Origin of the sequence: Pseudomonas sp. KBN12P06040 (assembly GCF_037574965.1) — a bacterium.
GTDB lineage: Bacteria > Pseudomonadota > Gammaproteobacteria > Pseudomonadales > Pseudomonadaceae > Pseudomonas > Pseudomonas aeruginosa.
In genome coordinates this window covers 2792505-2818118 of record NZ_JBBELS010000001.1, presented here as the reverse complement: position 1 = coordinate 2818118, position 25614 = coordinate 2792505, and the positions used below count along the sequence as shown (strand labels likewise).

Annotated in this window: 27 protein-coding genes; 14 read left to right on the top strand and 13 right to left on the bottom strand. The window is 68.2% G+C overall.

Going from position 1 to position 25614, the window contains the following annotated elements; genetic code table 11:
• Positions 1 to 40 precede the first annotated feature (40 nt).
• Both VQ067_RS13435 and VQ067_RS13430 read right to left on the bottom strand, forming a co-directional pair.
• Entirely contained in the window at positions 41 to 1042 is a 1002-nt protein-coding gene (locus tag VQ067_RS13435) for an LLM class flavin-dependent oxidoreductase (RefSeq protein ID WP_003089806.1), read from the bottom strand.
• Between the two features lie 150 nt (positions 1043 to 1192).
• Positions 1193 to 1807 (bottom strand): TetR/AcrR family transcriptional regulator, encoded by a 615-nt coding sequence (locus tag VQ067_RS13430; protein WP_003089808.1) that lies wholly within the window; start codon positions 1805 to 1807, stop codon positions 1193 to 1195.
• Between the two features lie 187 nt (positions 1808 to 1994).
• Here VQ067_RS13430 and VQ067_RS13425 point away from each other — a divergent pair, with 187 nt between their 5' ends.
• Both VQ067_RS13425 and ptrC read left to right on the top strand, forming a co-directional pair.
• Positions 1995 to 2114, top strand: coding sequence for a PA2485 family small membrane protein (locus VQ067_RS13425; protein WP_003116878.1), 120 nt, complete (start codon positions 1995 to 1997; stop codon positions 2112 to 2114).
• Positions 2115 to 2130: 16 nt separating this feature from the next.
• Positions 2131 to 2325: a type III secretion system co-regulatory protein PtrC gene (ptrC, locus tag VQ067_RS13420; protein WP_003089814.1), complete on the top strand. Its 195-nt coding sequence runs from the start codon at positions 2131 to 2133 to the stop codon at positions 2323 to 2325.
• A 26-nt stretch (positions 2326 to 2351) separates the two neighbouring features.
• On the opposite strand, the gene VQ067_RS13415 is transcribed toward ptrC, so the two are convergent.
• Entirely contained in the window at positions 2352 to 2624 is a 273-nt protein-coding gene (locus tag VQ067_RS13415) for a hypothetical protein (protein ID WP_033990998.1), read from the bottom strand.
• Between the two features lie 97 nt (positions 2625 to 2721).
• On the opposite strand from VQ067_RS13415, the gene VQ067_RS13410 reads away from it, so the two are divergent.
• The 3 genes from VQ067_RS13410 (at position 2722) to VQ067_RS13400 (ending at position 4783) form a co-directional block, all read left to right on the top strand.
• Entirely contained in the window at positions 2722 to 3486 is a 765-nt protein-coding gene (locus tag VQ067_RS13410; protein ID WP_004349975.1) for an AraC family transcriptional regulator, read from the top strand.
• A gap of 26 nt (positions 3487 to 3512) precedes the next feature.
• Positions 3513 to 4328 (top strand): AraC family transcriptional regulator, encoded by an 816-nt coding sequence (locus VQ067_RS13405; RefSeq protein ID WP_023097553.1) that lies wholly within the window; start codon positions 3513 to 3515, stop codon positions 4326 to 4328.
• A gap of 80 nt (positions 4329 to 4408) precedes the next feature.
• Positions 4409 to 4783, top strand: a complete 375-nt coding sequence (locus tag VQ067_RS13400; protein WP_003089825.1) for a cupin domain-containing protein — start codon at positions 4409 to 4411, stop codon at positions 4781 to 4783.
• A 58-nt stretch (positions 4784 to 4841) separates the two neighbouring features.
• Here the strand turns inward: VQ067_RS13400 and mexS are convergent, their stop codons facing one another.
• A complete protein-coding gene (gene mexS / locus VQ067_RS13395) occupies positions 4842 to 5861 on the bottom strand; it encodes an oxidoreductase MexS (RefSeq protein ID WP_003103552.1) in 1020 nt (339 codons plus the stop codon).
• Positions 5862 to 6081: 220 nt separating this feature from the next.
• On the opposite strand from mexS, the gene mexT reads away from it, so the two are divergent.
• The 4 genes from mexT to oprN all read left to right on the top strand — a co-directional run bounded on the left by mexT (position 6082) and on the right by oprN (position 13096).
• The gene (gene mexT / locus VQ067_RS13390) at positions 6082 to 6996 is read left to right on the top strand and encodes a multidrug efflux system transcriptional regulator MexT (protein ID WP_003089829.1); all 915 of its coding nucleotides are present in this window, start codon (positions 6082 to 6084) and stop codon (positions 6994 to 6996) included.
• Positions 6997 to 7226: 230 nt separating this feature from the next.
• Positions 7227 to 8471 carry a multidrug efflux RND transporter periplasmic adaptor subunit MexE gene (gene mexE / locus VQ067_RS13385; RefSeq protein ID WP_033991001.1) on the top strand — a complete coding sequence of 415 codons (1245 nt, stop codon included), beginning with the start codon at positions 7227 to 7229 and terminating at the stop codon, positions 8469 to 8471.
• A 21-nt stretch (positions 8472 to 8492) separates the two neighbouring features.
• Positions 8493 to 11681, top strand: coding sequence for a multidrug efflux RND transporter permease subunit MexF (gene mexF, locus VQ067_RS13380; RefSeq protein ID WP_033991003.1), 3189 nt, complete (start codon positions 8493 to 8495; stop codon positions 11679 to 11681).
• Positions 11678 to 13096 carry a multidrug efflux RND transporter outer membrane subunit OprN gene (oprN, locus tag VQ067_RS13375; protein WP_023097551.1) on the top strand — a complete coding sequence of 473 codons (1419 nt, stop codon included), beginning with the start codon at positions 11678 to 11680 and terminating at the stop codon, positions 13094 to 13096. Before mexF ends, oprN begins: the two co-directional genes overlap by 4 nt.
• 158 nt (positions 13097 to 13254) lie before the next feature.
• Here oprN and VQ067_RS13370 read toward each other — a convergent pair whose 3' ends face one another.
• Together VQ067_RS13370 and VQ067_RS13365 are read right to left on the bottom strand one after the other, a co-directional pair.
• The gene (locus VQ067_RS13370; RefSeq protein ID WP_021264857.1) at positions 13255 to 13770 is read right to left on the bottom strand and encodes a DinB family protein; all 516 of its coding nucleotides are present in this window, start codon (positions 13768 to 13770) and stop codon (positions 13255 to 13257) included.
• A 58-nt stretch (positions 13771 to 13828) separates the two neighbouring features.
• Positions 13829 to 14707 (bottom strand): LysR substrate-binding domain-containing protein, encoded by an 879-nt coding sequence (locus tag VQ067_RS13365; RefSeq protein ID WP_003089840.1) that lies wholly within the window; start codon positions 14705 to 14707, stop codon positions 13829 to 13831.
• 127 nt (positions 14708 to 14834) lie between these two features.
• Here VQ067_RS13365 and VQ067_RS13360 point away from each other — a divergent pair, with 127 nt between their 5' ends.
• From VQ067_RS13360 to VQ067_RS13350, 3 genes are read left to right on the top strand one after another with little or no spacing between them, the layout of a single operon-like run.
• On the top strand, positions 14835 to 15467 hold the full coding sequence (locus VQ067_RS13360; RefSeq protein ID WP_003109549.1) for an ankyrin repeat domain-containing protein: 633 nt from the start codon (positions 14835 to 14837) through the stop codon (positions 15465 to 15467).
• Positions 15468 to 15484: 17 nt separating this feature from the next.
• Positions 15485 to 15940, top strand: coding sequence for a nucleoside deaminase (locus VQ067_RS13355; RefSeq protein WP_003109548.1), 456 nt, complete (start codon positions 15485 to 15487; stop codon positions 15938 to 15940).
• The gene (locus VQ067_RS13350; protein WP_003109547.1) at positions 15937 to 17163 is read left to right on the top strand and encodes a CynX/NimT family MFS transporter; all 1227 of its coding nucleotides are present in this window, start codon (positions 15937 to 15939) and stop codon (positions 17161 to 17163) included. Before VQ067_RS13355 ends, VQ067_RS13350 begins: the two co-directional genes overlap by 4 nt.
• 43 nt (positions 17164 to 17206) lie before the next feature.
• Here the strand turns inward: VQ067_RS13350 and VQ067_RS13345 are convergent, their stop codons facing one another.
• Complete coding sequence (locus VQ067_RS13345; protein ID WP_003089849.1) at positions 17207 to 17374, bottom strand: hypothetical protein; 168 nt, start codon at positions 17372 to 17374, stop codon at positions 17207 to 17209.
• A 103-nt stretch (positions 17375 to 17477) separates the two neighbouring features.
• The gene (locus tag VQ067_RS13340; protein ID WP_023084198.1) at positions 17478 to 18818 is read right to left on the bottom strand and encodes a leucine-rich repeat-containing protein kinase family protein; all 1341 of its coding nucleotides are present in this window, start codon (positions 18816 to 18818) and stop codon (positions 17478 to 17480) included.
• A gap of 117 nt (positions 18819 to 18935) precedes the next feature.
• On the opposite strand from VQ067_RS13340, the gene VQ067_RS13335 reads away from it, so the two are divergent.
• Entirely contained in the window at positions 18936 to 20189 is a 1254-nt protein-coding gene (locus VQ067_RS13335) for an ankyrin repeat domain-containing protein (protein WP_024947556.1), read from the top strand.
• 3 nt (positions 20190 to 20192) lie between these two features.
• Here the strand turns inward: VQ067_RS13335 and VQ067_RS13330 are convergent, their stop codons facing one another.
• Both VQ067_RS13330 and VQ067_RS13325 read right to left on the bottom strand, forming a co-directional pair.
• Positions 20193 to 20810 (bottom strand): immunity protein Imm33 domain-containing protein, encoded by a 618-nt coding sequence (locus tag VQ067_RS13330; RefSeq protein WP_003089860.1) that lies wholly within the window; start codon positions 20808 to 20810, stop codon positions 20193 to 20195.
• Between the two features lie 251 nt (positions 20811 to 21061).
• Entirely contained in the window at positions 21062 to 22408 is a 1347-nt protein-coding gene (locus VQ067_RS13325) for an OprD family porin (RefSeq protein WP_022580469.1), read from the bottom strand.
• Between the two features lie 362 nt (positions 22409 to 22770).
• Between VQ067_RS13325 and VQ067_RS13320 the strand changes: the two genes are divergently transcribed.
• Complete coding sequence (locus VQ067_RS13320; protein ID WP_003089862.1) at positions 22771 to 22989, top strand: hypothetical protein; 219 nt, start codon at positions 22771 to 22773, stop codon at positions 22987 to 22989.
• Between the two features lie 157 nt (positions 22990 to 23146).
• On the opposite strand, the gene catA is transcribed toward VQ067_RS13320, so the two are convergent.
• From catA to VQ067_RS13305, 3 genes are read right to left on the bottom strand one after another with little or no spacing between them, the layout of a single operon-like run.
• On the bottom strand, positions 23147 to 24079 hold the full coding sequence (gene catA / locus VQ067_RS13315; protein ID WP_009314156.1) for a catechol 1,2-dioxygenase: 933 nt from the start codon (positions 24077 to 24079) through the stop codon (positions 23147 to 23149).
• Between the two features lie 44 nt (positions 24080 to 24123).
• Entirely contained in the window at positions 24124 to 24414 is a 291-nt protein-coding gene (gene catC, locus VQ067_RS13310) for a muconolactone Delta-isomerase (RefSeq protein ID WP_003089864.1), read from the bottom strand.
• A 31-nt stretch (positions 24415 to 24445) separates the two neighbouring features.
• Positions 24446 to 25567 (bottom strand): muconate cycloisomerase family protein, encoded by a 1122-nt coding sequence (locus VQ067_RS13305; RefSeq protein ID WP_003139111.1) that lies wholly within the window; start codon positions 25565 to 25567, stop codon positions 24446 to 24448.
• Between the last annotated feature and the right edge of the window lie 47 nt (positions 25568 to 25614).

The following is a 25614-nucleotide window of genomic DNA, read 5'->3' as shown; positions in this document are numbered from 1 at the left end:
CCGCACGCAGGTCTACATCATTTTCCCTACAGGCCCCGGATCACGCCCCTTTCAGCCCCGCGACGATTTCGCAAGAGCGCAGCCGATGGGCGTGCTCGTAGAAGTCGCTGGTGAAGATAAGCTCGTCGGCGCCGGTCTGCTCCAGGAGGATCTCCAGGCGCGCGCGAACCTTCTCCGGACCGCCGATCACCGCCAGGCCGAAGAAGCTGCCGACCGCATCCTGCTCGTGGGGCAGCCACAACGGCGCCATGCTTTCCACCGGCGGCTTCTGTTTCAGGCTCTCGCCGCGGATCAGCGCCAGCACGCGCTGGAAGGCGGTAGTGGCGAGGAACTCGGCCTCTTCGTCGGTAGGTGCGGCGATCAGCGGCACGCCGATCATCGCGTAGGGTTTGTCGAGTACCGCCGAGGGCTGGAAGTTGCTGCGGTAGATGCGCAGCGCCTCGTGCAGGTAACGCGGTGCGAAATGCGAAGCGAAGGCATAGGGCAAGCCTTTCTGCGCCGCCAGGTGGGCGCTGAACAGGCTCGAACCGAGTAGCCAGATCGGCACCTGGGTACCCTCGCCCGGCACCGCCAGCAGGCTCTGCTGGGAACGGCGCGGGCCGAGCAGCATTTCCAGCTCGGCGACCTGCTCGGGGAAGTCGTCGCCGTTGCCCAGGCGATCGCGACGCAAGGCGCGCATGGTCGCCTGGTCGGCGCCCGGGGCGCGGCCAAGGCCGAGGTCGATGCGGCCCGGGTAGAGCGTCTCCAGGGTGCCGAAGTTTTCCGCCACCACCAGCGGCGCATGGTTCGGCAGCATCACCCCACCCGAGCCGACGCGGATCCGCGAGGTGCCGCCGGCGATATGGCCGATCAGCAGCGCGGTGGCGGAGCTGGCGATGCCATCCATGTTGTGGTGCTCGGCCAGCCAGAAACGGTTGAAGCCCAGGCGCTCCACATGGCGCGCCAGGTCCAGGGAGTTGTGCAGGGCTTCGGCCACGCTGCCGCCGGTGCGCACCGGCACCAGGTCGAGCATGGACAGGGGAATATCAGCAAGCGTTGTCATGAAGGCTCCAATCGGCAGCGGGCGATGGCCAGGGCGCGAGACACGCGCGGAAGGACTTCGCCCGGGGTTTGGATCAATTCTATATCACGCGTTATAGTTTTTGCCCACGGAGAATCCATGGGCTTTTTCCAGTCAAGGGGCGCTGTGGCGTCAGGCGGCCTCGACCGCCAGCAGGGAATCCCAGGCCGCCATCGCGCAGCGGCCGATGGCCAGCAACTGCTGGCGGCTGGCGCCGTCGCGGGCCTGGATCGACAGACCCTGGAGCACGCTGCTGTAGAAACTGGTGAGCGCGTCGAGATCGGCTCCGGCCGGCACGTCGCCGTCAGCCACGCCTCGCGCGAAACGCTCGCGCAGCAGGCGCGCGGCGCGCCGCCGGTGATCGCGCAGGTAGTCTTCGACGCCTTTGTTGGCCGGCGAGAAATTGGTCGTGCTGAGGTCGACCAGGCAACCGCGCGGCTTGCCTTCCGTGGTGTAGCTGACGGCGGCGCTTTCCAGCAGCGCGGCGATCGACTCGCGCGCCGTCGGCAGGGCGAAGGCGCCCTTGGAAAGCTGGCATTCCTGGCTCAGGTAGAGTTCCACCGCCGAACGGAACAGCGCCTCCTTGGAACCATAGGCGGCATACATGCTCGGCGCGCAGATGCCACCCATGGCCTCCTTCAGCGCGGCCATGGTCGCGCCTTCGTAACCGGCCTCCCAGAACACGTCGAGCGCCCGGCGCAATGCCTGTTCACGATCGAAGCCGCAGGGGCGTCCACGCTTGGCCATGGGAATTCCTGAGAAAAAAACACGTCATATGGTAACACCGGCGAACAGTCGCAAGGCTGGAGGGGGTCGCTTGATCCATCACCGCGCTCGATATACACCATGCAGGCTTTTTACTTCTGCCGGTTCTCCCGCTGGGCAAACATGCTCTCCAAGGGCAGACGCCCACCCTTCCTCAGGAGAACCGATCATGTCCAGCTTCAGCGCCCTCGCCAGCTACTTCGCCGCTTCCGCGTTCTACAGCAATGCAGTGACCCCTACTCGCCCGGTTCAGGCCAGCGCGCCCGCATCGACCAGCGAGAAGAAATGAGCCCAAGGAGGCATCCATGCTCTCAGCCCGCTCCCGCAAGGCCCCGACCTATGGCGTCACCTATGTGAGCCTCGAGGATTGCACCCTGCACTTCGAGACCGAGTACATCATCGAGCGCCGCGACGGCAGCCTCGCGCACATGCCGATGCGCACGCCGGTCAGTGAGCGCGAAGCCCTGCAACGCCTGATCGAAAGCTGCATCGACGACTGATACCTCCAAGTGCCCGTGTGCCGCTCTCAGGAGCGGCCAGCGGCGTTTTCCCAATCCACCACCAGCGTCCGCAGTCGCGCGTCGCGCAGTTCGAAGAGTTCCAGCAGCCCCAGTGCCCGGATCGCCGGCAGCAGGGCGCGCAGGTCTTCTTCAGCCTGCCGCCGTTGCGCCGCGGGCAGTTCCTCCTCAAGCAGGAGCCGGGCGTTGGCGATGAACGCACCGACGCTGCCCTTGCGTATCTCCACGCCGCCCAGGTGGATGCGGTCCTGCCGGTCGGGAAGGATGTCTTCGGCTTTCATGGCGTGCTCCAGGCAAGAATGATGAGCCGCCAGGCTACATCCGCAGTCGAATGGCCTATTATCCATTCCAAGCCAATCATCGTCGCTTTTCCGCCAAATGCTTCCGGAACCCCTGCCCGTCCCGCTCTTCGCCCTGCGCATCGACCGCGCAGCCAGCCGCACGGCCTCCCACCGCCATGCCTGCGGCCAGCTCTACTGCCTGGAGCGCGGCCTTCTGGTGGTCGAGGACGAGCATGGCCGCCAGGCCCTGCCTCCGCGCCAGATCGCCTGGATCCCGCCGGGTCACCCACACTCGGCGCACTCCCACGGCAGCCTGGCGGGCTGGAGCGCCTACCTCGCCGCCGAACACTGCCGCGACCTGCCCCGGCACCCCGGCGTGCTCGCCTGCTCGGCTTTCGTGGCGCTGATCGTCGAACGCGCCACCCGCTGGCCGACCGGCTCCGCCTGGAACACCGAACGCGAGAACCTGCTGCGCGTGCTGCTGGACGAACTGCGCCACGCCGTGCCCCAGCGGACCCGCCTGCCCTATCCGGGGGATTCGCGCCTGCGCAGGATCGCCGAGGCATTGCTGGCCAACCCCGGCGATCCGCGGCCGGCGGCCGAATGGGCGCGCTGGGCGGGCCTCAGCAGCCGTAGCCTGAGCCGGCTGTTCGGCGCCGAGACCGGCATGAGCTTCGCGCAATGGCGGCAACTGGCGCGACTGCACGCGGCCGTCGAACGGCTGGCAGCGGGCCAGGCGGTCGGCGAGGTCGCCTGGTCGCTCGGCTACGAAAGCCCGAGCAGCTTCGCCAGTGCCTTCCGCGCAGTATTCGGCGAGACGCCGTCCGGCTATTCCAGTCGCGCCAACGAAGCGCTAGCCTGAACCTTCCGCGCCACGAGCCTTTCCCCATGAGCCACGCCAATACGCCCCGCGACTGGGTTCGACGCGCCCCGCAACACGGTGCGGTGGAACGCATCGAGGCTTACTTCGCCGGCCACGGCTACGATCCGCATCGCCACGACACCTATGCCATCGGCCAGACCCTGGCCGGGGTGCAGAGCTTCCGCTATCGCCGCAGCCAGCGCCACAGCCTGCCGGGCGGCTGCCTGGTGCTGCATCCCGACGAGCTGCACGACGGCGAGGCCGGCAGCCAGGAAGGGTTCCGCTACCGGATGCTCTACGTCGAGCCGGCGCTGATCCAGCAGGCCCTCGGCGGCCGGCCGCTGCCGTTCGTGCGCGGGGGCTTGTCCGACGACCCGCGCCTGATCGCCGCCAGCCGGACCCTGCTACAGGCCATGGATACCCCGCTGGAGCCGCTGGAAGAACAGGACGCCCTGTTCGAACTGGCCCACGCCCTCGACGCCGTGGCCGGCAACCGGGCGCGCGGCAGGCGCCATTTCGACTTCGTCGCCGCCGAGCGCGCCCGGCAGTACATCCACGCGCACCTGGAGCGCCCGCTGGGCCTCGACGAACTGGCGCAGGTCGCCCAGCGAGAACGCTGGAGCCTGTCGCGCGATTTCCGCGCGCTGTTCGGCACCAGCCCCTACCGCTACCTGATCCAGCGCCGGCTGGACATCGCCCGCCGGCTGATGCTCGGCGGCCAGACGCTGGCCGAAGCCGCGCTTGCCGCCGGTTTCGCCGACCAGAGCCACATGACCCGCCATTTCGGCCAGAGCTACGGCCTGCCGCCGGCACGCTGGCTGCGTATGCTCGGCCGCGCCTAGCCAGGTTGCACGATCATCCAAGACCGCCCGCTCCGTAGCCGCCTACCCTGGCGCCAGAGACCAACCACCGGAGCGCACCGATGTCCACCAGCACAACCCAAGCGATCAACTTCGCCGCCAAGCTCGCCCTGTTCGACGACCGCTGGCAACCCAGGGTGATCGCCCAGATGAACGACTACCAGTTCAAGCTGGTGAAGATCGAAGGCGACTTCGTCTGGCACAGCCACGCCGACACCGACGAGACCTTCATCGTCCTCGCCGGTCGCCTGCGCATCGATTTCCGCGACGGCGCGGTGCACCTGGGCCCCGGCGAGATGTATGTGGTGCCGCGCGGCGTGGAGCACAAGCCGTTCGCCGAGGGCGAGGTGCGCATGCTCCTGGTGGAGCCCTGCGGCGTGCGCAACACCGGCGACCAGGGCGGCGAGCGGACGGCCGTCAACGATCTGTGGATCTGAAACCGCGCCCACGAAAAAGCCCGGCTCGATGGCCGGGCTCTTTCGCTGCGGGTCGTCCTCAATCGGCGACGTGGATCACCACCCGGCCGCGCTTCGGACAGGTTTCCATGTAGCGGTGCGCCTCGACCACCTGGTCGAACTCGAATACCCGGTCGACCACCGGCTTGAGCAGGCGATCGCGGGTCAGTTGCTCGATGTGCGCGAGGGCCTTGCTCACCGACTCGTCGTTGCGTTCCAGGCCCATCTCCGGATGACCGGTGAAATCCATCAGGCAGTGGCGGTAGAACTGCAGGTGCTTCTTGAACGCGGCGCAGGCCGGGAACGCCGACTCGTTGCCGCCGTTGCAGCCATACAGCACCAGCTTGCCGCGGGTGGCGGAGACATCGCCGAGCAGGGTCATCTGCGGGCCGCCCAATTCGTCGAGGATGACATTGACGCCCTTGCCCTCGGTGAAGCGCTCGACTTCCAGGACCAGGTCCTGCTCGTCGGTCACCACCACCTTGTCGGCGCCCTGCTCGCGGAGGAACTCGCGCTCCTCGGCGGACTTGGTGGAAGCGATCACCCGCGCGCCGAGAGCCTTGGCCAACTGGATCGAGACCGGTCCGTACATGCGCGCCGCCTCGGTGATCAGCACGGTCTGCCCGGCCTTCAACCCGGCCAGGTCGACCAGGCCGAAATAGGCCACCAGCAGGCCGGTGTAGTAGACGCTGGCCTCCACCGGGGTGAGTACCTCGGGGTAGACCGCCAGGGCCGCGCGTGGCATCAGCACCACGTCGCCATAGGCCGGATAATGATCGGGGGTATGGGCGGGGAAACTGGCCACGCGGGAACCCAGCGGCAGGTCGCCGACGCCGGCGCCGACCGCCAGCACCTCGCCGGCCAGTTCGAAGCCGAGACCGGACGGCAGCGCAGCCTGCTCCGGGGCCAGGTTCTGACGCCAGAGCACATCCTTCCAGCTCACGCCGATCGCCTGGACACGCACCAGGACTTCCCCTGCGGCCGGCGCCGGGGTCGGCAGCTCTTCGCATTTGAGGACCTCTGGCGGGCCAAACTGATGAAAACGGATCACTCGGGACATCGCAAACCTCTGCAGTGCATCACGGGGTGAATAACCTCATGGGTTGTGACTGTATCCGCCCATGCCTGACAAAACCACCCGTCGTTATTGATAATGGCTATGCCTGTCAGTGATCCTATGCCCCTCCGGCACCTCGCCAGGCCCCGCCCCGTCTCGCACGCAAGGCTTGACGGCGAGCCCCCGCGGTTGCAGCCTCTAGCCCCTGGAAACGAGGAACGCCATGAACCGAAACGACCTGCGCCGCGTCGATCTGAACCTGCTGATCGTGTTCGAGACCCTGATGCACGAACGCAGCGTGACCCGCGCCGCAGAGAAACTGTTCCTCGGCCAGCCGGCCATCAGCGCCGCGCTGTCGCGCCTGCGCACGCTGTTCGACGACCCGCTGTTCGTCCGTACCGGACGCAGCATGGAGCCCACCGCGCGAGCCCAGGAAATCTTCGCCCACCTGTCGCCGGCGCTGGATTCCATCTCCACCGCCATGAGTCGCGCCAGCGAGTTCGATCCGGCGACCAGCACCGCGGTGTTCCGCATCGGCCTTTCCGACGACGTCGAGTTCGGCCTGCTGCCGCCCCTGCTCCGCCGCCTGCGCGCAGAGGCGCCGGGGATCGTCCTCGTCGTGCGCCGCGCCAACTATCTATTGATGCCGAACCTGCTGGCCTCGGGGGAGATCTCGGTGGGCGTCAGCTACACCGACGAACTGCCGGCCAACGCCAAGCGCAAGACCGTGCGCCGCAGCAAGCCGAAGATCCTCCGCGCCGACTCCGCGCCCGGCCAGCTGACCCTCGACGACTATTGCGCGCGACCGCACGCGCTGGTGTCCTTCGCCGGCGACCTCAGCGGCTTCGTCGACGAGGAACTGGAGAAATTCGGCCGCAAGCGCAAGGTGGTCCTGGCGGTGCCGCAGTTCAACGGCCTCGGCACCCTCCTCGCCGGCACCGACATCATCGCCACCGTGCCCGACTACGCCGCCCAGGCGCTGATCGCCGCCGGCGGCCTGCGCGCCGAGGACCCGCCGTTCGAGACCCGCGCCTTCGAACTGTCGATGGCCTGGCGCGGCGCCCAGGACAACGACCCGGCGGAACGCTGGCTGCGCTCGCGGATCAGCATGTTCATCGGCGATCCGGACAGTCTCTGAGCCCTCCGGCGGCTACCTGCACGAGGCGTCGCAACGGGGAAATCGATCGCGCACCGCGAGCCTGTGGCTTATTCCATCGAAAGCACTGTCCATAACCATGGACTGTTACAGAAAACGAAAAACCATGTATCACTGTTCGTGATAATCAAAATCTCATCGTTCGATTAGTTCCCTGCCGGAGCAGCCCGCAGACTTCGCCAATCCCGAAAAACCGACTGGCGGAGTCAAGCATGGAACAGTCATCCCACTTCTTCTGGCGCTACCCCCTCGCACTCGCGGCCGTACTGGTCCTGAGCGCCTGCGGCAAGGCCCCGGAAACCACCCAAGGCATGGCGGCGCCCAAGGTCAGCGTCGCCGAAGTCATCGAACAACCGCTGAACGAGTGGGACGAATTCACCGGCCGCCTGGAAGCCCCGGAATCGGTGGAGCTGCGCCCGCGGGTATCGGGCTACATCGACCGCGTGGGCTTCCATGAAGGCGCCCTGGTGAAGAAAGGCGACCTGCTGTTCCAGATCGACCCGCGCCCGTTCGAGGCCGAGGTCAAGCGCCTCGAAGCCCAGCTGCAACAGGCCCGCGCGGCCCAGGCGCGGAGCGTCAACGAAGCCCAGCGCGGCGAACGCCTGCGCGCCAGCAACGCGATCTCCGCGGAACTCGCCGACGCCCGCACCACCGCCGCCCAGGAAGCCAAGGCGGCGGTCGCCGCGACCCAGGCGCAACTGGACGCGGCACGCCTGAACCTGAGCTTCACCCGGATCACCGCGCCGATCGACGGTCGCGTCAGCCGCGCCGAGGTCACTGCCGGCAACCTGGTCAACTCCGGGGAGACCCTGCTCACCACCCTGGTCAGCACCGACAAGGTCTACGCCTACTTCGACGCCGACGAGCGCGTGTTCCTCAAGTACGTCGAGCTGGCCCGCCAGACCGGTCGCGACACGCGCAGCGAGAGCCCGGTCTACCTCGGCCTGAGCAGCGAGGACGGCAACCCGCACCTGGGCCGGCTGGACTTCCTCGACAACCAGGTCAACCCGCGTACCGGCACCATCCGCGGCCGCGCCGTGTTCGACAACGCCAAGGGCGAGTTCACCCCGGGCCTCTACGTGCGCCTGAAGCTGGTCGGCAGCAAGACCTACGCCGCCACCCTGATCAAGGACGAAGCGGTCGGCACCGACCTGGGCAAGAAGTTCGTGCTGGTCCTGGATGGCGACAACAAGACCGTCTACCGCACCGTCGAGATGGGACCGAAGCTGGAGGGCCTGCGCATCGTCCGCAGCGGCCTGAGCAAGGGCGACCGGATCGTCGTGAATGGCCTGCAGCGGGTCCGCCCGGGCATGCAGGTGGATCCGCAGAAGGTCGAGATGGCCAGCGCCGACACCCTGGCCACCCTCGCGCGCCTGCGGCAGTCGGTCGGCGACAGCGAACCACCGAAGGTGGCGGCGTCCAAGGACAACGCCACTCGCAACGAGCCGCGCGGCTGAGCGCGGCGATAGGAAGAACCGATGAATTTCTCCCAATTCTTCATCCAGCGGCCGATCTTCGCCGCGGTGCTGTCGCTGCTGATCCTGATCGGCGGCGCCATCTCCCTGTTCCAGCTACCCATCAGCGAATACCCGGAAGTGGTGCCGCCGACCGTCGTGGTCCGCGCCAACTTCCCCGGCGCCAACCCGAAAGTCATCGGCGAGACCGTCGCCTCTCCCCTGGAACAGGCGATCACCGGGGTGGAGAACATGCTCTACATGTCCTCCCAGTCGACCTCCGACGGCAAGCTGACCCTGACCATCACCTTCGCCCTCGGCACCGACCTGGACAACGCCCAGGTGCAGGTGCAGAACCGCGTCACCCGGACCGAGCCGAAGCTCCCGGAAGAAGTGACCCGGCTCGGCATCACCGTCGACAAGGCCTCGCCCGACCTGACCATGGTCGTGCACCTGACCTCGCCGGATAACCGCTACGACATGCTCTACCTGTCGAACTACGCGGTGCTCAACGTGAAGGACGAACTGGCCCGCCTCGACGGCGTCGGCGACGTCCAGTTGTTCGGCCTCGGCGACTATTCGCTGCGCGTCTGGCTGGACCCGAACAAGGTCGCCTCGCGCAACCTCACCGCCACCGACGTGGTCAACGCCATCCGCGAGCAGAACCGCCAGGTCGCCGCCGGCACCCTGGGCGCGCCGCCGGCGCCGAGCGACACCAGCTTCCAGTTGTCGATCAACACCCAGGGTCGCCTGGTCACCGAGGAAGAGTTCGAGAACATCATCATCCGCGCCGGCGCCAACGGCGAGATCACCCGTCTGCGCGACATCGCCCGGGTCGAGCTGGGCTCCAACCAGTACGCCCTGCGTTCGCTGCTGAACAACAAGCCGGCGGTGGCGATCCCGATCTTCCAGCGTCCCGGCTCGAACGCCATCGAGATCTCCAACCTGGTGCGGGAGAAGATGGCCGAGCTGAAGCACAGCTTCCCGCAAGGCATGGACTACTCCATCGTCTACGACCCGACCATCTTCGTCCGCGGCTCCATCGAGGCGGTGGTGCACACCCTGTTCGAAGCCCTGGTGCTGGTGGTGCTGGTGGTGATCCTGTTCCTGCAGACCTGGCGCGCCTCGATCATCCCGCTGGCCGCGGTGCCGGTGTCGCTGATCGGCACCTTCGCGGTGATGCACATGCTCGGCTTCTCGCTCAACGCGCTGTCGCTGTTCGGCCTGGTGCTGGCCATCGGCATCGTGGTGGACGACGCCATCGTGGTGGTGGAGAACGTCGAGCGCAACATCGGCCTCGGCCTCAAGCCGGTGGAAGCCACCAAGCGTGCCATGCGCGAGGTGACCGGGCCGATCATCGCCACGGCGCTGGTGCTCTGCGCGGTGTTCATCCCGACCGCGTTCATCTCCGGCCTCACCGGGCAGTTCTACCGCCAGTTCGCCCTGACCATCGCGATCTCCACGGTGATCTCGGCGTTCAACTCGCTGACCCTGTCGCCAGCGCTGGCGGCGGTCCTGCTCAAGGGCCACCACGAGCCGAAGGACCGCTTCTCGGTGTTCCTCGACAAGCTCCTCGGCAGTTGGCTGTTCCGTCCGTTCAACCGTTTCTTCGACCGCGCCAGCCATGGCTACGTCGGCACGGTGAACCGGGTCCTGCGCGGCAGCTCGATCGCCCTGCTGGTCTACGGCGGGCTGATGGTGCTGACCTACTTCGGCTTCTCCAGCACGCCGACCGGTTTCGTCCCGCAGCAGGACAAGCAGTACCTGGTGGCCTTCGCCCAGTTGCCCGACGCGGCCAGCCTGGACCGTACCGAGGCGGTGATCAAGCAGATGTCCGAGATCGCCCTGGCGCAGCCCGGCGTGGCGGACTCGGTGGCCTTCCCCGGCCTGTCGATCAACGGCTTCACCAACAGCCCGAACAGCGGCATCGTGTTCACCCCGCTGAAGCCGTTCGACGAGCGCAAGGACCCGAGCCAGTCGGCCGGGGCCATCGCCGCCGCGTTGAACGCCAAGTACGCCGACATCCAGGACGCCTACATCGCGATCTTCCCGCCGCCGCCGGTACAGGGGCTGGGGACCATCGGCGGCTTCCGCCTGCAGATCGAGGACCGTGGCAACCAGGGCTACGAGGAGCTGTTCAAGCAGACCCAGAACATCATCACCAAGGCCCGTGCGCTGCCTGAGCTGGAACCCAGCTCGGTGTTCTCCAGCTACCAGGTCAACGTGCCGCAGATCGACGCCGACATCGACCGCGAGAAGGCCAAGACCCACGGCGTGGCGATCAGCGACATCTTCGACACCCTGCAGGTCTACCTCGGCTCGCTGTACGCGAACGACTTCAACCGCTTCGGCCGTACCTATCAGGTCAACGTCCAGGCCGAGCAGCAGTTCCGCCTCGAACCCGAGCAGATCGGCCAGCTGAAGGTGCGCAACAACCTCGGTGAGATGGTCCCGCTGGCGTCCTTCATCAAGGTCAGCGACACCTCCGGTCCGGACCGTGTGATGCACTACAACGGCTTCATCACCGCCGAACTCAACGGCGCCCCGGCCACGGGCTACAGCTCCGGCCAGGCGCAGGCGGCGATCGAGAAGCTGCTGAAGGAGGAACTGCCCAACGGCATGACCTACGAGTGGACCGAGCTGACCTACCAGCAGATCCTCGCCGGCAATACCGCGCTGTTCGTCTTCCCGCTCTGCGTGCTGCTGGCCTTCCTCGTGCTGGCCGCCCAGTACGAGAGCTGGAGCCTGCCGCTGGCGGTGATCCTGATCGTGCCGATGACCCTGCTGTCGGCGATCACCGGGGTGATCCTGGCCGGCAGCGACAACAACATCTTTACCCAGATCGGCCTGATCGTTCTGGTGGGGCTGGCGTGCAAGAACGCGATCCTGATCGTCGAGTTCGCCAAGGACAAGCAGGAGGAAGGCATGGACCGCGTCGCCGCGGTGCTGGAAGCCTGCCGCCTGCGCCTGCGGCCGATCCTGATGACGTCCATCGCCTTCATCATGGGCGTGGTGCCGCTGGTGATCTCCACCGGCGCCGGCGCCGAGATGCGCCATGCGATGGGCGTGGCGGTGTTCTCCGGGATGATCGGGGTGACCTTCTTCGGCCTGCTGCTGACGCCGGTGTTCTACGTCCTCATCCGCCGCTTCGTGGAGAACCGCGAAGCGCGCCGCGCCGCCAACGACAAAGGCCTGCCAGAGGTGCATGCATGATTCACGCGCAGTCGATCCGGAGCGGGCTCGCGCCCGCCCTGGGTCTGTTCAGTCTGCTGGCGCTCAGCGCCTGCACGGTGGGTCCGGACTACCGGACCCCCGACACCGCGGCGGCGAAGATCGACGCCACGGCGAGCAAGCCCTACGACCGCAGTCGCTTCGAAAGCCTGTGGTGGAAACAGTTCGACGATCCGACCCTGAACCAACTGGTCGAGCAGTCGCTGAGCGGCAACCGCGACCTGCGCGTGGCCTTCGCCCGCCTGCGCGCCGCCCGCGCCCTGCGCGACGACGTGGCCAACGATCGCTTCCCGGTGGTCACCAGCCGCGCCAGCGCCGACATCGGCAAGGGCCAGCAACCGGGAGTGACCGAGGACCGGGTCAACAGCGAGCGCTACGACCTTGGCCTGGATAGCGCCTGGGAGCTTGACCTGTTCGGGCGCATCCGCCGTCAGCTGGAGTCCAGCGACGCCCTCAGCGAAGCGGCCGAGGCCGACCTGCAACAACTGCAGGTCAGCCTGATCGCCGAGCTGGTGGACGCCTACGGCCAGCTGCGCGGCGCGCAACTGCGCGAGAAGATTGCCCTGAGCAACCTGGAGAACCAGAAGGAGTCGCGCCAGCTCACCGAGCAACTGCGCGACGCCGGGGTCGGTGCCGAACTCGACGTACTGCGCGCCGATGCGCGCCTGGCGGCCACCGCCGCCAGCGTGCCGCAACTGCAGGCGGAAGCCGAGCGCGCCAGGCACCGTATCGCCACCCTCCTCGGCCAACGGCCGGAAGAGTTGACGGTGGACCTTTCGCCGCGCGACCTGCCGGCGATCACCAAGGCCCTGCCGATCGGCGATCCCGGCGAACTGCTGCGCCGCCGGCCGGACATCCGCGCCGCCGAACGGCGCCTGGCCGCCAGCACCGCCGACGTCGGCGTGGCCACCGCCGACCTGTTCCCGCGGGTCAGCCTCAGCGGCTTCCTCGGCTTCACCGCCGGGCGGGGCTCGCAGATCGGCTCGAGCGCTGCACGCGCCTGGAGCGTCGGCCCGAGCATCAGCTGGGCCGCCTTCGACCTCGGCAGCGTGCGTGCCCGCCTGCGCGGCGCCAAGGCCGACGCCGACGCCGCGCTGGCCAGCTACGAACAGCAGGTGCTGCTGGCCCTGGAAGAATCGGCGAATGCCTTCAGCGACTACGGCAAGCGCCAGGAGCGCCTGGTCTCGCTGGTCCGCCAGTCGGAATCCAGCCGCGCCGCCGCGCAACAGGCGGCGATCCGCTACCGCGAAGGCACCACCGACTTCCTGGTGCTGCTGGACGCCGAACGCGAGCAACTCTCCGCCGAAGATGCCCAGGCCCAGGCCGAGGTCGAGCTGTACCGCGGCATCGTGGCGATCTACCGCTCCCTCGGCGGTGGCTGGCAACCCAGCGCCTGAACCGGCTATCCCCGGCCGATGGAAATCGGCCACTCCAGCCCCGCGATTGCAGCTCCTGGTCGCGGGGCTTTTTTATGCGCCGCGCGGGGCGGACGCTCGGTCGAGCCCCACGTCGTTTCTCGGCGATGGCGTAGAGGCTCGGCGGCCATTGCCGCGGGCTATTCCCGCCGCTCCGGCTGCGCGGAGTGGATATACAGGGTGTAGGTATCCGCCGGCCGGGGCGCGCCCGCCAGGTCGAGGGCATGACCGATGGCGCCGCGATGGTAGGTGCCATGGTTGACGATATGGAAGAGGATCTCCTGGCGCGTCATGCCGCCGTCGCGGCCATCGGCGAAGCGGAAGCGCAGCCATTCGCCGCGACGCTCCAGCGGCAGCTCGGCGACATAGCCGGCGAACCAGGCGGCCGAATCCTCCAGCCGCTGACGCAGGACGTCGTAGCCAGGCACCACCTCGCTGTTGGTCTGTTGGTGGGGCGCCGGCTCGCCCAGCAGGCGCGCCCTGAACAGTTCCTCGACGATCGCCATGTGATTGAGCTGTTGCAAGGCGAAGGCCAGCGAGGCCGGGAACGCCTCGGCGTCGATCCGGGCGATGGCATCGAGGGTGCGGCGGTCGGACCAGGCCTTGTAGTTGAAGGACTCGACCAGCAGGTCGACTTGCAGGGTGGGTCGGGACATCTGGCGGGCTTCCGTGTCCATTCGCTGAGGGAGCCGGATCATAGCCCGGAGGCAGCGCTCAGCGCTCGCCCTGCAACCCTTCCAGGCGTGCATCGCAGAGGTCGCGCAGGCGGTCGCGGAGAGTGCGCCCGGCGCTGTCCAGCTCGGGCCGCGCGTAGAGCGCCAGCTCCAGGCCAGCGATGGGCGGGAAGCCGGCCTGCGCGCCAAGCAGGCGATGCTCGGGCCCGACGCAGCCCAGCGGCAGCAGGCTGACCCCCAGTCCGGCGCCGACCGCGGCCACCAGGCTGGCCAGGCTGGCGCTGGAATAGCCGATGCGCCAGCGACGCCCGATGCTCTCCAGGGCATGGATCATCTCCTGGCGATACAGCGCGCCGACAGGGAACACCACCAGCGGCACCGGCTCCTCCGGCGAACCCTCGCCGAACGGCCGCGCTGCGCTGCCGAACCAGCCCAGCGGCTCGGCCCAGCGTGCATGGCAGTCGCTGTCGGCCCCCCACTGCTTGACCAGCAGCAGGTCCAGCTCGCCGCTGCGATAGAGGCGCAGCAGGTGATGGCTGAGACCGCTCTCGACCTCCAGGCGCAGTCGCGGACGCTCTTCGGTGAAGCGCGTCAGCACCGGCATCAGCACTTCGCCGGCGAGGTCTTCCGGCACGCCAAGGCGCAGCACACCGTCGCCATGGGCCGGGCTGAGGGCCTCGCTGGCCTCGTCCGAGAGCCGCAGCAGGCGCCGCGCGTAGCCAAGCAGGCGCTCGCCTTCCTCGGTCGGCAAGACCTGCCGCTGGCTGCGGTCGAGCAGGCGGCAACCGAGGTTCTGTTCGAGGCGGATGACCTGCTGGCTGACGGTGGACTGGGTCAGGTGCAGGTGTTCGCCGGCGCGGGTGAAGTTGCCGGTGTCGACAACGCTGACGAAGGTACGGAGCAGGACCAGATCGAGCATGCACACTCCCACTGAAAGGCATTACATCATTTAATTTCAGCATACATGACATCGACGCCATACTTTTCGCCAACGCCTATCGGAGCCCATCGACATGTCCCTGGCCAATCTATGCAGGAGCGGAGCCATGCTGGTCTGCGCAGCATTCAGCGGAGGCGCCGGCGCGAGCGACGCCGGAGCATTGCTCGAAGCCGCGCGTCGCGGCGATACCGCGCAGGTCGCCAGCCTGCTCGAACGCAAGGTCGAGGTCGACGCGCCCAGCGCCGACGGCAGCACCCCGCTGCTGCTGGCCACCGCCAACGACCACCTGGCGGTGGCGCGCCAGTTGATCGAGGCCGGCGCCGACGTCAACCGGCAGAACAGCCGGCTCGACAGCCCGTATCTGCTGGCCGGCGCCGAGGGCCGCCTGGAAATCCTGCGCCTGACCCTGCTCCACGGCGCCGACCTGAAGAGTACCAACCGCTATGGCGGCACCGCGCTGATCCCGGCCTGCGAACGCGGCCATGTGGAAGTGGTGAAGACGCTGCTGCAAGCCGGGGTCGATCCCAACCATGTCAACAAGCTCGGCTGGACCGGGCTGCTCGAGGCGATCCTGCTGAGTGACGGCGGTCCGCGCCACCAGGAGATCGTGCGCCTGCTGATCGACGCCGGCGCCGACGTCAACCTGGCCGATGCCGACGGCGTCAGCCCGCTGGCCCACGCCCGCCAGCGCGGCCAGGGCGGGATCGAGCGGCTGCTGCTGGCCGCCGGCGCCCAATGAAAGCGAAGGAGAAAGACATGTCCGATGAAACCTTCATGCGCGAGGCCATCGCCCTCGCCCGCGCCAACGTCGAGGCCGGCGGCCGCCCGTTCGGCGCCGTGCTGGTGCGCGACGGGCGGGTCCTGGCCCGCGGCGTCAACCAGATCCACGAGACCCACGATCCCAGCGCCCACGCCGAACTGCAGGCGATCCGCCAGGCCAGTCAGGCGCTCGGCAGCCCGCGTCTGGACGGTTGTGTGATCTACGCCAGCGGCCATCCCTGCCCGATGTGCCTGGCCGCCATGCATCTCTGCGGCATCCAGGCGGCCTGGTTCGCCTATTCCAACGAGGACGGCGAAGCGTTCGGCCTGTCCACGGCCACGCTCTACGCCGAGATGGCGCGCCCGCCACAGCGGCAGAGCCTGCCGCTACGCGCCCTGCGTCCTGCCGGCGAAGAGGGTCTGTACCGGCAATGGCGGCAACGCCAGGCATGAGCGCGCGAATCCCTTCCGGCGGCCAGGCCGCCACCGGCGTCGGCGCGGCGGAGGTCAGTTGGGTCGGCCTGCTGGTGATCTTCTGCCTCGGCATCAACCTGCGACCGATCCTCACCGGCATCGGCCCGCTGCTCGAGGAAATCACCGCCGGCACCGGTCTCGGCTTCCAGGGCGCGTCGCTGCTGACGGTGTTGCCGGTGCTCTGCATGGGCCTGGTGGCGCTGTTCCTGCCCTGGCTCGGGCGCTGGCTGGCCGAGCACCGCGGCATCGTCTGCGGACTGCTGGCCATCGCCGCGGCCTGCCTCTGGCGCCTGGAACTGGATAGCGGGCTGGCGCTGATCGCCAGCGCCGCGCTGGCCGGCAGCGGCGTGGCGATCATCCAGGCACTGGTACCGGGCGTGGTCAAGCGCTGGTTCCCGAGGCGGGTCCCGGCGGCGATGGGCCTCTACTCGGCGTCGCTGATGGCCGGCGGCGGAACCGCGGCGGTGCTCAGCCCGCGGATCGCCGAACACTTCTCCAACTGGCAGGCCGGCCTCGGCGCCTGGGCCGTACCGGCCCTGCTGGCGCTGCTGCTGTGGATGTTCGCGCGGCCAAGGGAGGTGCTGCCGAGCGCTGGCGAGGGGCCGGTCCGGCACTTCTTCGGCAATCGCCGTGGCTGGCTGCTGGCGGTGTATTTCGGGTTGATCAACGGTGGCTACACCAGCATGGTGGCCTGGTTGCCGGTGTACTACCGCCAGCTCGGCTGGAGCGCCCAGGACAGCGGCGGGCTGGTCGGGATCATGACCATCTTCCAGGTGCTCGCCGCGCTCAGCGTGCCGCTGCTGATTCGCCGCCGCCTCGACCGCCGGCCCTGGCTGCTGGCCGCGCTGCTGGTCCAGCTCGGCGGCTTCTGCGGCCTGCTGTCGATGCCGCTGCAGCACGCGGCGCTGTGGGTGGCGTTGATCGGCTACGGCCTGGGCGCCTGCTTCGCCCTCAGCCTGACCCTGACCCTCGACCACCTCCACGAGCCGCGTGCGGCGGGAAGCCTGGCGGCCTTCGTGCAGGGCATCGGCTTCATCATCACCGGCATCGTGCCCTACCTGACCGGCTGGCTGCGCGACGCCACCGGCAGCTTCCAGGCCTCCTGGCTGCTGCTCGCGGCGAGTGTGGTGGCGATGTTGCTGGTGACCCTGCGCTTCGCCCCGTCCGGCTATGCCCGGGCCATGGGCGAGACGCGCGACTGAGCGGCGGACCTCCGCGCCCGCCATTGCGGGCGCGGGTGGCGCTTCAGTAATGGGTGGCGATATAGATGCGGTAGCTGATGATGGCCAGCATGCAGATCACCCCGACCCACATGAGGAACAGGCCGAACGGCGTGTCGCGCTTGGTGAAACCCGTGCCGATGAAGAGCATGCCCAGCACGATGATTGCGAAAGTGACGCCGTAGGAATCCATGTTTACCCTCGTTGGCCGCGTTCCTGACATACTTGTCAGTCTAGCTCCAAGCCCGCTAGAACTGCGTTGATATTTATCAGCCTGCGGTCAATCTCGGGCAAATTCATCGAACTTGAGGAAACGCCTGGCTGCGAGCGGCAAGGTCGCGCAAGATCGCCTGGATCTCGCCGAAGTCCGGCCGCTCGCTCACCCGTGGCAGCGCGCAACGTCGCTGCAACTCGACCAGCGCCGCACGTAGCGAGGCCTGCCCCGGCAGCGCCTCACTGCGCTCGAGCAACTCCTCCAGCAGGCAGGCGAAGGCACGCACTTCCAGACGCCGCAGGGCGCCGGCAAGCACGGCGTCGTCCGGGAGGAAGGACGCGGCGCCGAAATCGCCCAGCAGGCAGGCGCCATCCTCGCGCCAGAGGATGTTATGCGCATAGAAGTCGCCATGGCTGATGCCGCGTCCATGCAGATGGGCCATCAACCCGGCGAGCGAGGCCGCCAGGCGCAGCGCCGTGGCCAGCTCGAAGCGCAGTCCCGGCGGATAGACGTCGCGGGTACAGGACTCCAGGCTCGGCGGCCCCGCCAGGTTGCGATAGGCGTCGTCGAGCAGCTCCAGCACCAGCCCGTCGCGCCCTTGCGGATGCCCGGCGAGCCGGCCGAGCACCTCGATCAATTGCGCATGGCGCCCCGCCGCCAGGCAGGCGGCCATCTCGCTGGCAGGGGTGCCATCGCTGGTCACTTCGCCCTTGAACAGCTTCAGCGCCACCGTGCGCGTCGAGCCGTCCGGCTGGCGCCAGCCGGCGCGATGGATGACCCCGGAGGCTCCTTCGCCGATCAGCCCTTCCAGGCTCAGCTCGCTCCAGTCCAGCGCGGCGATGCCGCTGTCGGCCAGCGCCGGCAGGCGGCACAACGGGTTGCCGGCGTAGGCCAGCCAGGCCAGGCGCGGCAGCGTCGCCAGCCAGGCCGGCAGGCGCTGGAAACGGTTGGCGGCGATCCGCAGCAGTTCCAGGCCTTCGCAAGCGGCCATGCTCTCGGGCAAGGCCTCCAGGCGGTTGCCGGCCAACATCAGCTTCTGCAACGGCCGGCGGCCCAGTTCCTCGGGCAGCGTGGCAATCCGGTTGTCGGTGAGGATCAGCCAGCGCAACGCCGGCGGCAGGGCCGCGGCCGGCACCCGCTCGATGCGGTTGGACTTGAAGCCGACCATGCTCAGCGCCGGACAGTCGCCCACCGCCGCCGGCAATTCGGCGAAGTCGTTGGCGGAACAGAACAGCACCTTGAGACGATGCAGCCGGCCGAGGTCGTCCGGCAGGCTGTCCAGGGCGTTGCCGCTGAGGTTGAGCACCTCCAGGGAGTCGGCCAGTTCGAAGATTTCCCGGGGGAACTCGCGCAGGCCGCAGGACAGGTCCAGGCGCGTGGCGCCGGCCAGTTCGCCGCTGCGCAGTTGCTGCAAGGTGTGCATGGTTCGACGGACTCCGGCCAGGGCGGATGGAAAGCCGCGCATGATAGCCAAGGCGTTGCGGAACGCGCACCCTCGCCGTGCTAGAGTGGCCGCCCCGAATCGACAGGACCACAGAGAATGGAACTCTCCCCCGCCGAACGCCAACTCCTGCTGGCCCATCGCCTGGCCGTGTTCGACGGCTGCGTGGTGTACGACGCCCAGCCGCCGGTGTCCGCCGAACATGTCCAGCGTCTTGCCGAAGGCCTGGCCGGACCGATTCCAGAAGACCTGCTGCGCCTCTGGCGCACCTGTTTCGGCGGGCGCCTCGGCTATGACCTGGAAGTCGACTACGACGGCCACCGCCACCCGTTCTCTTTCAGCGAACTGTTCTATCCGGACAGCGACGGCTACCACGACCTCTGGGGCTGGATCGAACACGAGCGCGAGCTGGCGGCGGAAGCCGCGGCAGAAGAAGGCTGCGACTGGAACGGCAAGCTGGCCTACCTGCCGTTCGGTGGCTTCGAGTACCTGGAGCGGCTCTACGTCTGCGTCGAACCCGGCCCCGAGTATGGCGCGGTAATCGCCTGGAGCCACGGCCTGCCGCCGGCCTGGGCCGGACGCCTGCACCAGGATTCGGTGACGCGCCTGGCCGACGACGTCGGCGGGCTGTTCCGCCTGCTGTCCTTCGAACAGGACCCGTTCGACGCCGAGAACGCCTGCGGTGTGGCCGACGAGCTGCTGGAAGCGCTGGACGCCCTGGAGGCCGCCGGGGAGCCCGGCAAGGCGCTGAAGGGCCGCCTGGAAGTCCTGCTGCGCCAGCGCATCCTCGACTGGCGGCCGGCCCTCGCCGACGGCAGCCTGGCCGCCGAGCCAAGGCTGCGTCAACTGGCCCTGGCCGAAGCTGCGCAAGACGGCGACATCGACCTGCTGCAACGCCTGCGCGATGCCGGCTGCGACTTCGCCGAAACCTTGCGCGGACGCGGCGGCGTGCTGGAGGCCTGCCTCGCCCGCGGGCGCCTGGAGGCCGCCAGATGGCTGCTCGACCAGGGCGTCGCGGTGCACCAGGACAGCCTGCAGATTGGCGCCGCGCACCTCGATGCGGTCCTGGCCGAACGCCTGTTGCGGCTCGGCGCGATCTCCGACCCGAATACGGTGCTCCTCGCCCTGCAATACGGCGACGCCGACGCCGCGCGGATCATGGTGCGACCGCTGCTGGAGGAGTCGCCGGCGAGGGCCAGCGCCCTGCGTCTGGCCCTCGCCAGCCGCGCCGAGCGCGAGCGCAGCGACGCCAGGCGGGTCAGGTCGGGAAAGATGGGCAGCAACCGCAGTCCCGACGACTACCTGGCCCTGGCCGAGCGCCTGGAGCGTTTCCTCGCCGAGCTGCCAGGCTGAGGCTCAACCCTCCGGTCCCTGCACCTCGATGAAGGAACCGTCGGCCAGCCGCTCGAACGCCCGTCCCGGCGGCGCGTCGAGCAGCGGCAGGATGCTGTCGTCGGCGTTCAGCACCGAGCCCAGGCTGACGTAGGCGGTGGTCCCGGCGGTATTCATGTAGTCGTCCGACTCGTCGCCGGCCATCAGCCGCCAGCCGCTGTCGTTTTCCTCTTCCGGCGCCTCGCGGTAGAGGTAGCCGACCGCCTTCCCCTCGTCTATCACCCGGCGCGTCACGAAGCAGCGCCGGGCATAGCGCGAGATCGGCGTTTCCCGCGGGTCGTGCTCGGTGTTGATGATGTGCCGCGCCTCGAAGACGATGCGTTCGCCCAGCGACAGGTCGCGGATGTATTGCGGATAGTTGTCCAGGCGGCCGCTGAAGGCGCCATCCGCCTCGATGCCCTCGACCGTCACCCAGAGCCGCTCGGCGCGCGGCGCATCGGGGTTGTCGGTATCGAAGGCGAAGATCAGCTTGACGCTTTCCCCGGCGGCGACCCGGTCGATGGTCTCCGCGTCCGGTTTGTAGAAGGTGTAGGGATGGCGGACAGCGATCGCGCTGGCGTCCACCAAGGTCCACGAGGCCATGTCGACTCCCGCTTGGCTGGCTACGCGGCGCCCGTAGCCTGGGCTGCCACGGGCACGCCGGTGCCCGGGCGGCATGGGTGGAATGGCGTGGCCGAGGTTCGGGTCGCGGCGCCCACCGGCAGGTCGAAGCCATGCCCGGCCAGGAACCGCCCTTCGGCCCGCCTACCCAGAGGAAAGTAGCAGCGCCGCCGCGCAGCCGCCAGCAACGGGCTGTCGCAGAGCGCCGCCCCGGACGGGGCGGCGGCGCGCCTTCAGAGGACTTGCAGCGGGTATTCGACGATCAGGCGGACTTCGTCGAGGTCCGACTCGAAGCTGTCGGAGCGCACCGTGGCCTGGCGCACGCGGAACGCCAGGTCCTTGGCCGCGCCGCCCTGCACCACGTACTTGACCTCCACGTCGCGTTCCCAGCGGCCCTGGTTGGTCAGCGGGTTGCCGTTGGCGTCGGTGCGCATGTAGACGCTGTTGGCATTCGAATAATCGGCGTCCCAGCCCTTGCCATAGCGGGTCATGAAGCTCAGCCCCGGCACGCCGAAGGCGGCCATGTCGAGGTCGTAGCGGAGCATCAGCGAGCGTTCCTTGGGCGAGTTGAAGTCGCTGTACTGGATCGAGTTGTCCAGGTAGATGGAGTCGGTCTGGCGCAGGTAGTCGAAGTCGTCGTCGCCGTTGTTGCGCTGGTACGACAGCAGCACCTGGTGCGGACCGTAGGCGAAGCCGCCGCGCACGCTCCAGATGTCGTTGTCGAGTTCGCCCATCACCTGCCTGCCCTGGTCCTTGACCTTGTAGTAGTTGGCGCCGCCGAGCAGGGACAGCTTGTCGTCCAGCGGATAGTTGAAGCTGGTGCCGGCGTAGTACTGGTCCCAGGCGTCCTTCTGGCGGCTGCCGTAGAGGCTGACGCTCCAGTGCTCGGTGGCCTGGTAGTCGCCGCCGGCGTAGGCGACCCACGGCGAGTCGATGCGCCGGCCGGTGTAGAAGCTGTAGAAGTCGTCGCTGCCGCTGGTGCTGTTCGGCTGGGTCATCGAGTTCAGCTTGCCGGCCTGCAGGGTCAGGCCCTTCGCCAGGCTGTCGTTGACCAGGGTGAAGCCGCGGAAGCTGGAGGGGAACAGCCGGCTGTTGCCGTACTGGATCACCGGGGTTTCCGGGAACACGTCGCCGACCCGCAGCACGGTGCCGTACCAGCGCAGCTTGACCGCGCCGCCGGCTCGCGAATAGTCGTCCTGCGGCCGCCCCTGGTCGTCATAGGGCAGCAGGTCGACGCTACCGCCGGCGCCGGAACGCCCGCCGCCGCTGTCCAGGCGCACGCCGAGCTGGGCGAAGGCGTCGATGCCGACGCCCAGCGTGCCCTGGGTGAAGCCCGAGGAGAAGTTGGCCATGAAGCCCTGCACCCATTCCTCGGTGTAGCCGCCGCCCGCCGGGCTCGATTGGCCCTTGCGGAAGTCGCGGTTGAAGTAGAAGTTGCGCAGCAGCAGGTTGACCTCGCTGCCCTCGATGAAACCTTCCTTGCTCCGCTCGGCGTTCTCCTCGGCGACGGCCGAGGCCATCACTCCAGCGCCCAGCAGCAGTGGAAGCGTCCACAGTCGTTTCTTTCCATCCCCTTGCATGGCGATTGCTCCAGATCGGTTCATGTCTGTTTTTCTTCTGCGGCCATGCCTTGCGACGCTGGCTGTGCGTGAACTTCTGGTCGATCGCGCCCCCGCGCAGTCCTGCCGCAACCGGCATTGACCGTGGGGCTGATTCTGGAACCGGGGAAATGACGCAGACATGAGGTGGGGATTACTTTTCCGCAATCTTAACTCGCACTTAATGCGCTTCGCGCAGACTCCTCCGCCATGCAACGGAGCATCGCCGAAGTTATCGGAAACGTAATTTTCCACTCACCCTCGGGTAATCCGTCCGCTCTTACTCTTTGCTCAAACGGGACGAATACCTCGCCCCGGCGACGAGCCAACCCGAGAGGTTTGCCATGAAGATCATCCCGATGCTGCTGGCCGCCCTGCTGGCGACCGGCGCCGCCACTGCCCAGGCCCAGGACGGCAGCGAACGCTCCTGGCAGTACAACGCCGAATTCCGCGCCGCGCAGAAAGAACTGCGCGAAAAGCGCCTGCAGAAGCAACAACTGGAAGCGCAAGCGCAGAAGACCGACCGCAGCAAATGCGCCGAGCGCAAGAACGGCAACGGCTGAGCAGCCTTTCACCGAGCAATACACTTGTCCTTTTTGGGTTGCTCCTTTGGACAAGTCCTGAGGCGCCAGTCATGGCGCCTTTTTTTATCCGCCGTCGCGCCTGGCGGAAGAAGGCGGCATGGTCGCCAGCGACCAGCCGCCCTCCCCGTTTCCCACCTTACTCCTGCAATGCCCGCGGCCGCTGGCTGCGGCGCTCGGCGGCGGGCGCCGGGCTGGCCTGGAGCTGGAAGTCGAAATCCAGTTCGGCGAAGCGTCCGCCCTCCACGCCGCGGTCGCGGGCCGCGGCGGGATCGTCGTTGAAGCGCAGGTCGCCGATCAGCCCATCGCGGGTGGCGTAGGCGAAGTCGTCCCACAGGTAGCGGTCGCCCGCCAGGTTGATCTGGGTGGTCAGGTGGCGATGGCCGGGCGCCGAGACGAAGAAGTGGATGTGCGCCGGCCGCTGGCCGTGGCGGCCGAGGCGGTCGAGCAGTTCCTGGGTCGGGCCGTCGCTCGGGCAACCGTAGCCGGAGGGCACGATGCTGCGCGCACGGTAGCGGCCGTCGGCGTCGGTGCGGATGCGCCGGCGCAGGTTGTATTCGGACTGACTGCTGTCGAAGTAGGAATAGGTGCCTTGGGTATTGGCGTGCCAGACGTCGACGATGGCTCCGGCCAGCGGCTGGCCGTCGGGACCGCTGACGCGGCCCTGGAGGAACATCACGGTGCCGGGGTCGCGGCCGTCGTCCATCCGTGCCTCGCCGTCGCTCAGCGGCGCGCCGGCGACGTACAGCGGCCCTTCGATGGTGCGCGGCGTGCCGCCGGTGAGGCCGGCCTCGGCGTCCTGGGCGTCGAGCAGCAGGTCCAGGTAATGCTCCAGGCCCAGCCCGGCGGCCAGCAGGCCGGCCTCCTGGCGGCTGCCCAGGCGGTTCAGGTAATCCACCGCTTTCCAGAATTCGTCGGGCGTGACCTGCATCTCTTCGATCAACTTCGCCGTGTCGTCGAGGATGCGCCGCACCAGGGCCTTGGTGCGCGGATCGCCGCGTTCGTTGAGCTGGCCGCTGGCCTCTTCGAAGAAGCGCTGGACGTCGGCAGTCTGGGAAATCTTCACGGTCATGGCGTTTGCCTCTGCTTGTTGTTGTCGGGCGTGGGAAGGGAATCTCAGCGGTCGTCGGCATGGATCGACGAGGGATGCCGGCAAAGCCCGTCGATCTCGATGTCCATGTAGGGAAACAGCGGCAGCCGGGTCAGGGTGTCGTGCAGCGCCTCGACGCTGGGCAGGTCGAACAGGCTGTAGTTGGCGTAGTGCCCGGCGATCCGCCAGAGGTGCCGCCAGCTGCCCTCGCGCTGGAGGCGCTGGGCCATTTCCTTCTCCTCGGCCTTGAGCCGCTCGGCCTGCTGCGGGTCCATGTCGACGGGCAACTTCACGGTCATCTTCACGTGGAACAGCATCGGTCGTTTCTCCTCTGTCTGCGGAATGGCTTCAGCGCCGGCGGAAGCGCGCCAGGCGCTCCTCGTCGAGCGCCAGGCCGAGACCCGGCGCACGCGGCACGTGCAAGTGGAAATCCTGGTAGCGCGGCGACTCGAGGAGGATGTCCTCGGTCAGCAACAACGGGCCGAACAGTTCGCTGTGCCAGGCCAGGCGGTCGAGGGTGACGAAGGCGTGGGCGGCGGCCAGGGTGCCGATGCCGCCCTCGAGCATGGTCCCGCCGTACAGGCCGATCCCGGCCGCCTCGGCGATCGCCGCGCTACGCAGCACCGCGCGCGGTCCGCCGTTCTTGGCGATCTTCAGGGCGAACACCGGGGCGGCGCCCTCGCGAGCCAGGTGGAAGGCATCCTCGACGCTCTCGATGGCCTCGTCGGCCATGATCGGCGCGCCGCCGCGGCTGCTCAGGCGCGCCAGGCCGATGCGGTTGTGGCGGGCGATGGGCTGTTCGATCAGGGCGATGCCGTTGTCGCCGAGCGTCGCGCAGGCACGCTGGGCAACGCCTTCGTCCCAGGCCTGGTTGACGTCCACCCGCACGCTGGCGCGCTCGCCAAGGGCGCGCTTGATGGCGATCGCGTGGGCCACGTCGGCATCCACCTCACCGGCGCCGATCTTCAGCTTGAAGTGCCGGTGGCGGCGCAGGTCGAGCATCCGCTCGGCTTCCTCGATGTCGCGGCCGGTGTCGCCGCTGGCCAGGGTCCAGGCCACCTCCAGGCTGTCGTGCAGGCGGCCGCCGAGCAGTTCGCTGACGGCCAGGCCGAGGCGCTTGCCATGGGCGTCGAGCAAGGCGGTCTCGACCGCCGAGCGGGCGAAGGTGTTGCCCCTGATGTGCCGGTCCAGGCGCTGCATCGCGGCATTCACGTTGTCCGCCGGCTGGCCCAGCAGCAACGGGGCGAAATGCGCGTCGAGATTGCTCTTGATGCTCTCCGGGCTCTCGCTGCCGTAGGCCAGGCCACCGATGGTGGTGGCTTCGCCGAGGCCCTCGATGCCGTCGCTGCAACGCAGGCGGAGGATCACCAGGGTCTGCCGGTTCATGGTGTGCATGGCCAGCTTGTGCGGGCGGATGGTCGGCAGGTCGACGATGATCGACTCGAGGCTTTGGATCACGGCTTGGCTCATTCTCGGGGGTCCACCAGGGTTGCGGTCGGGTTTTCGACGGTTCGCCG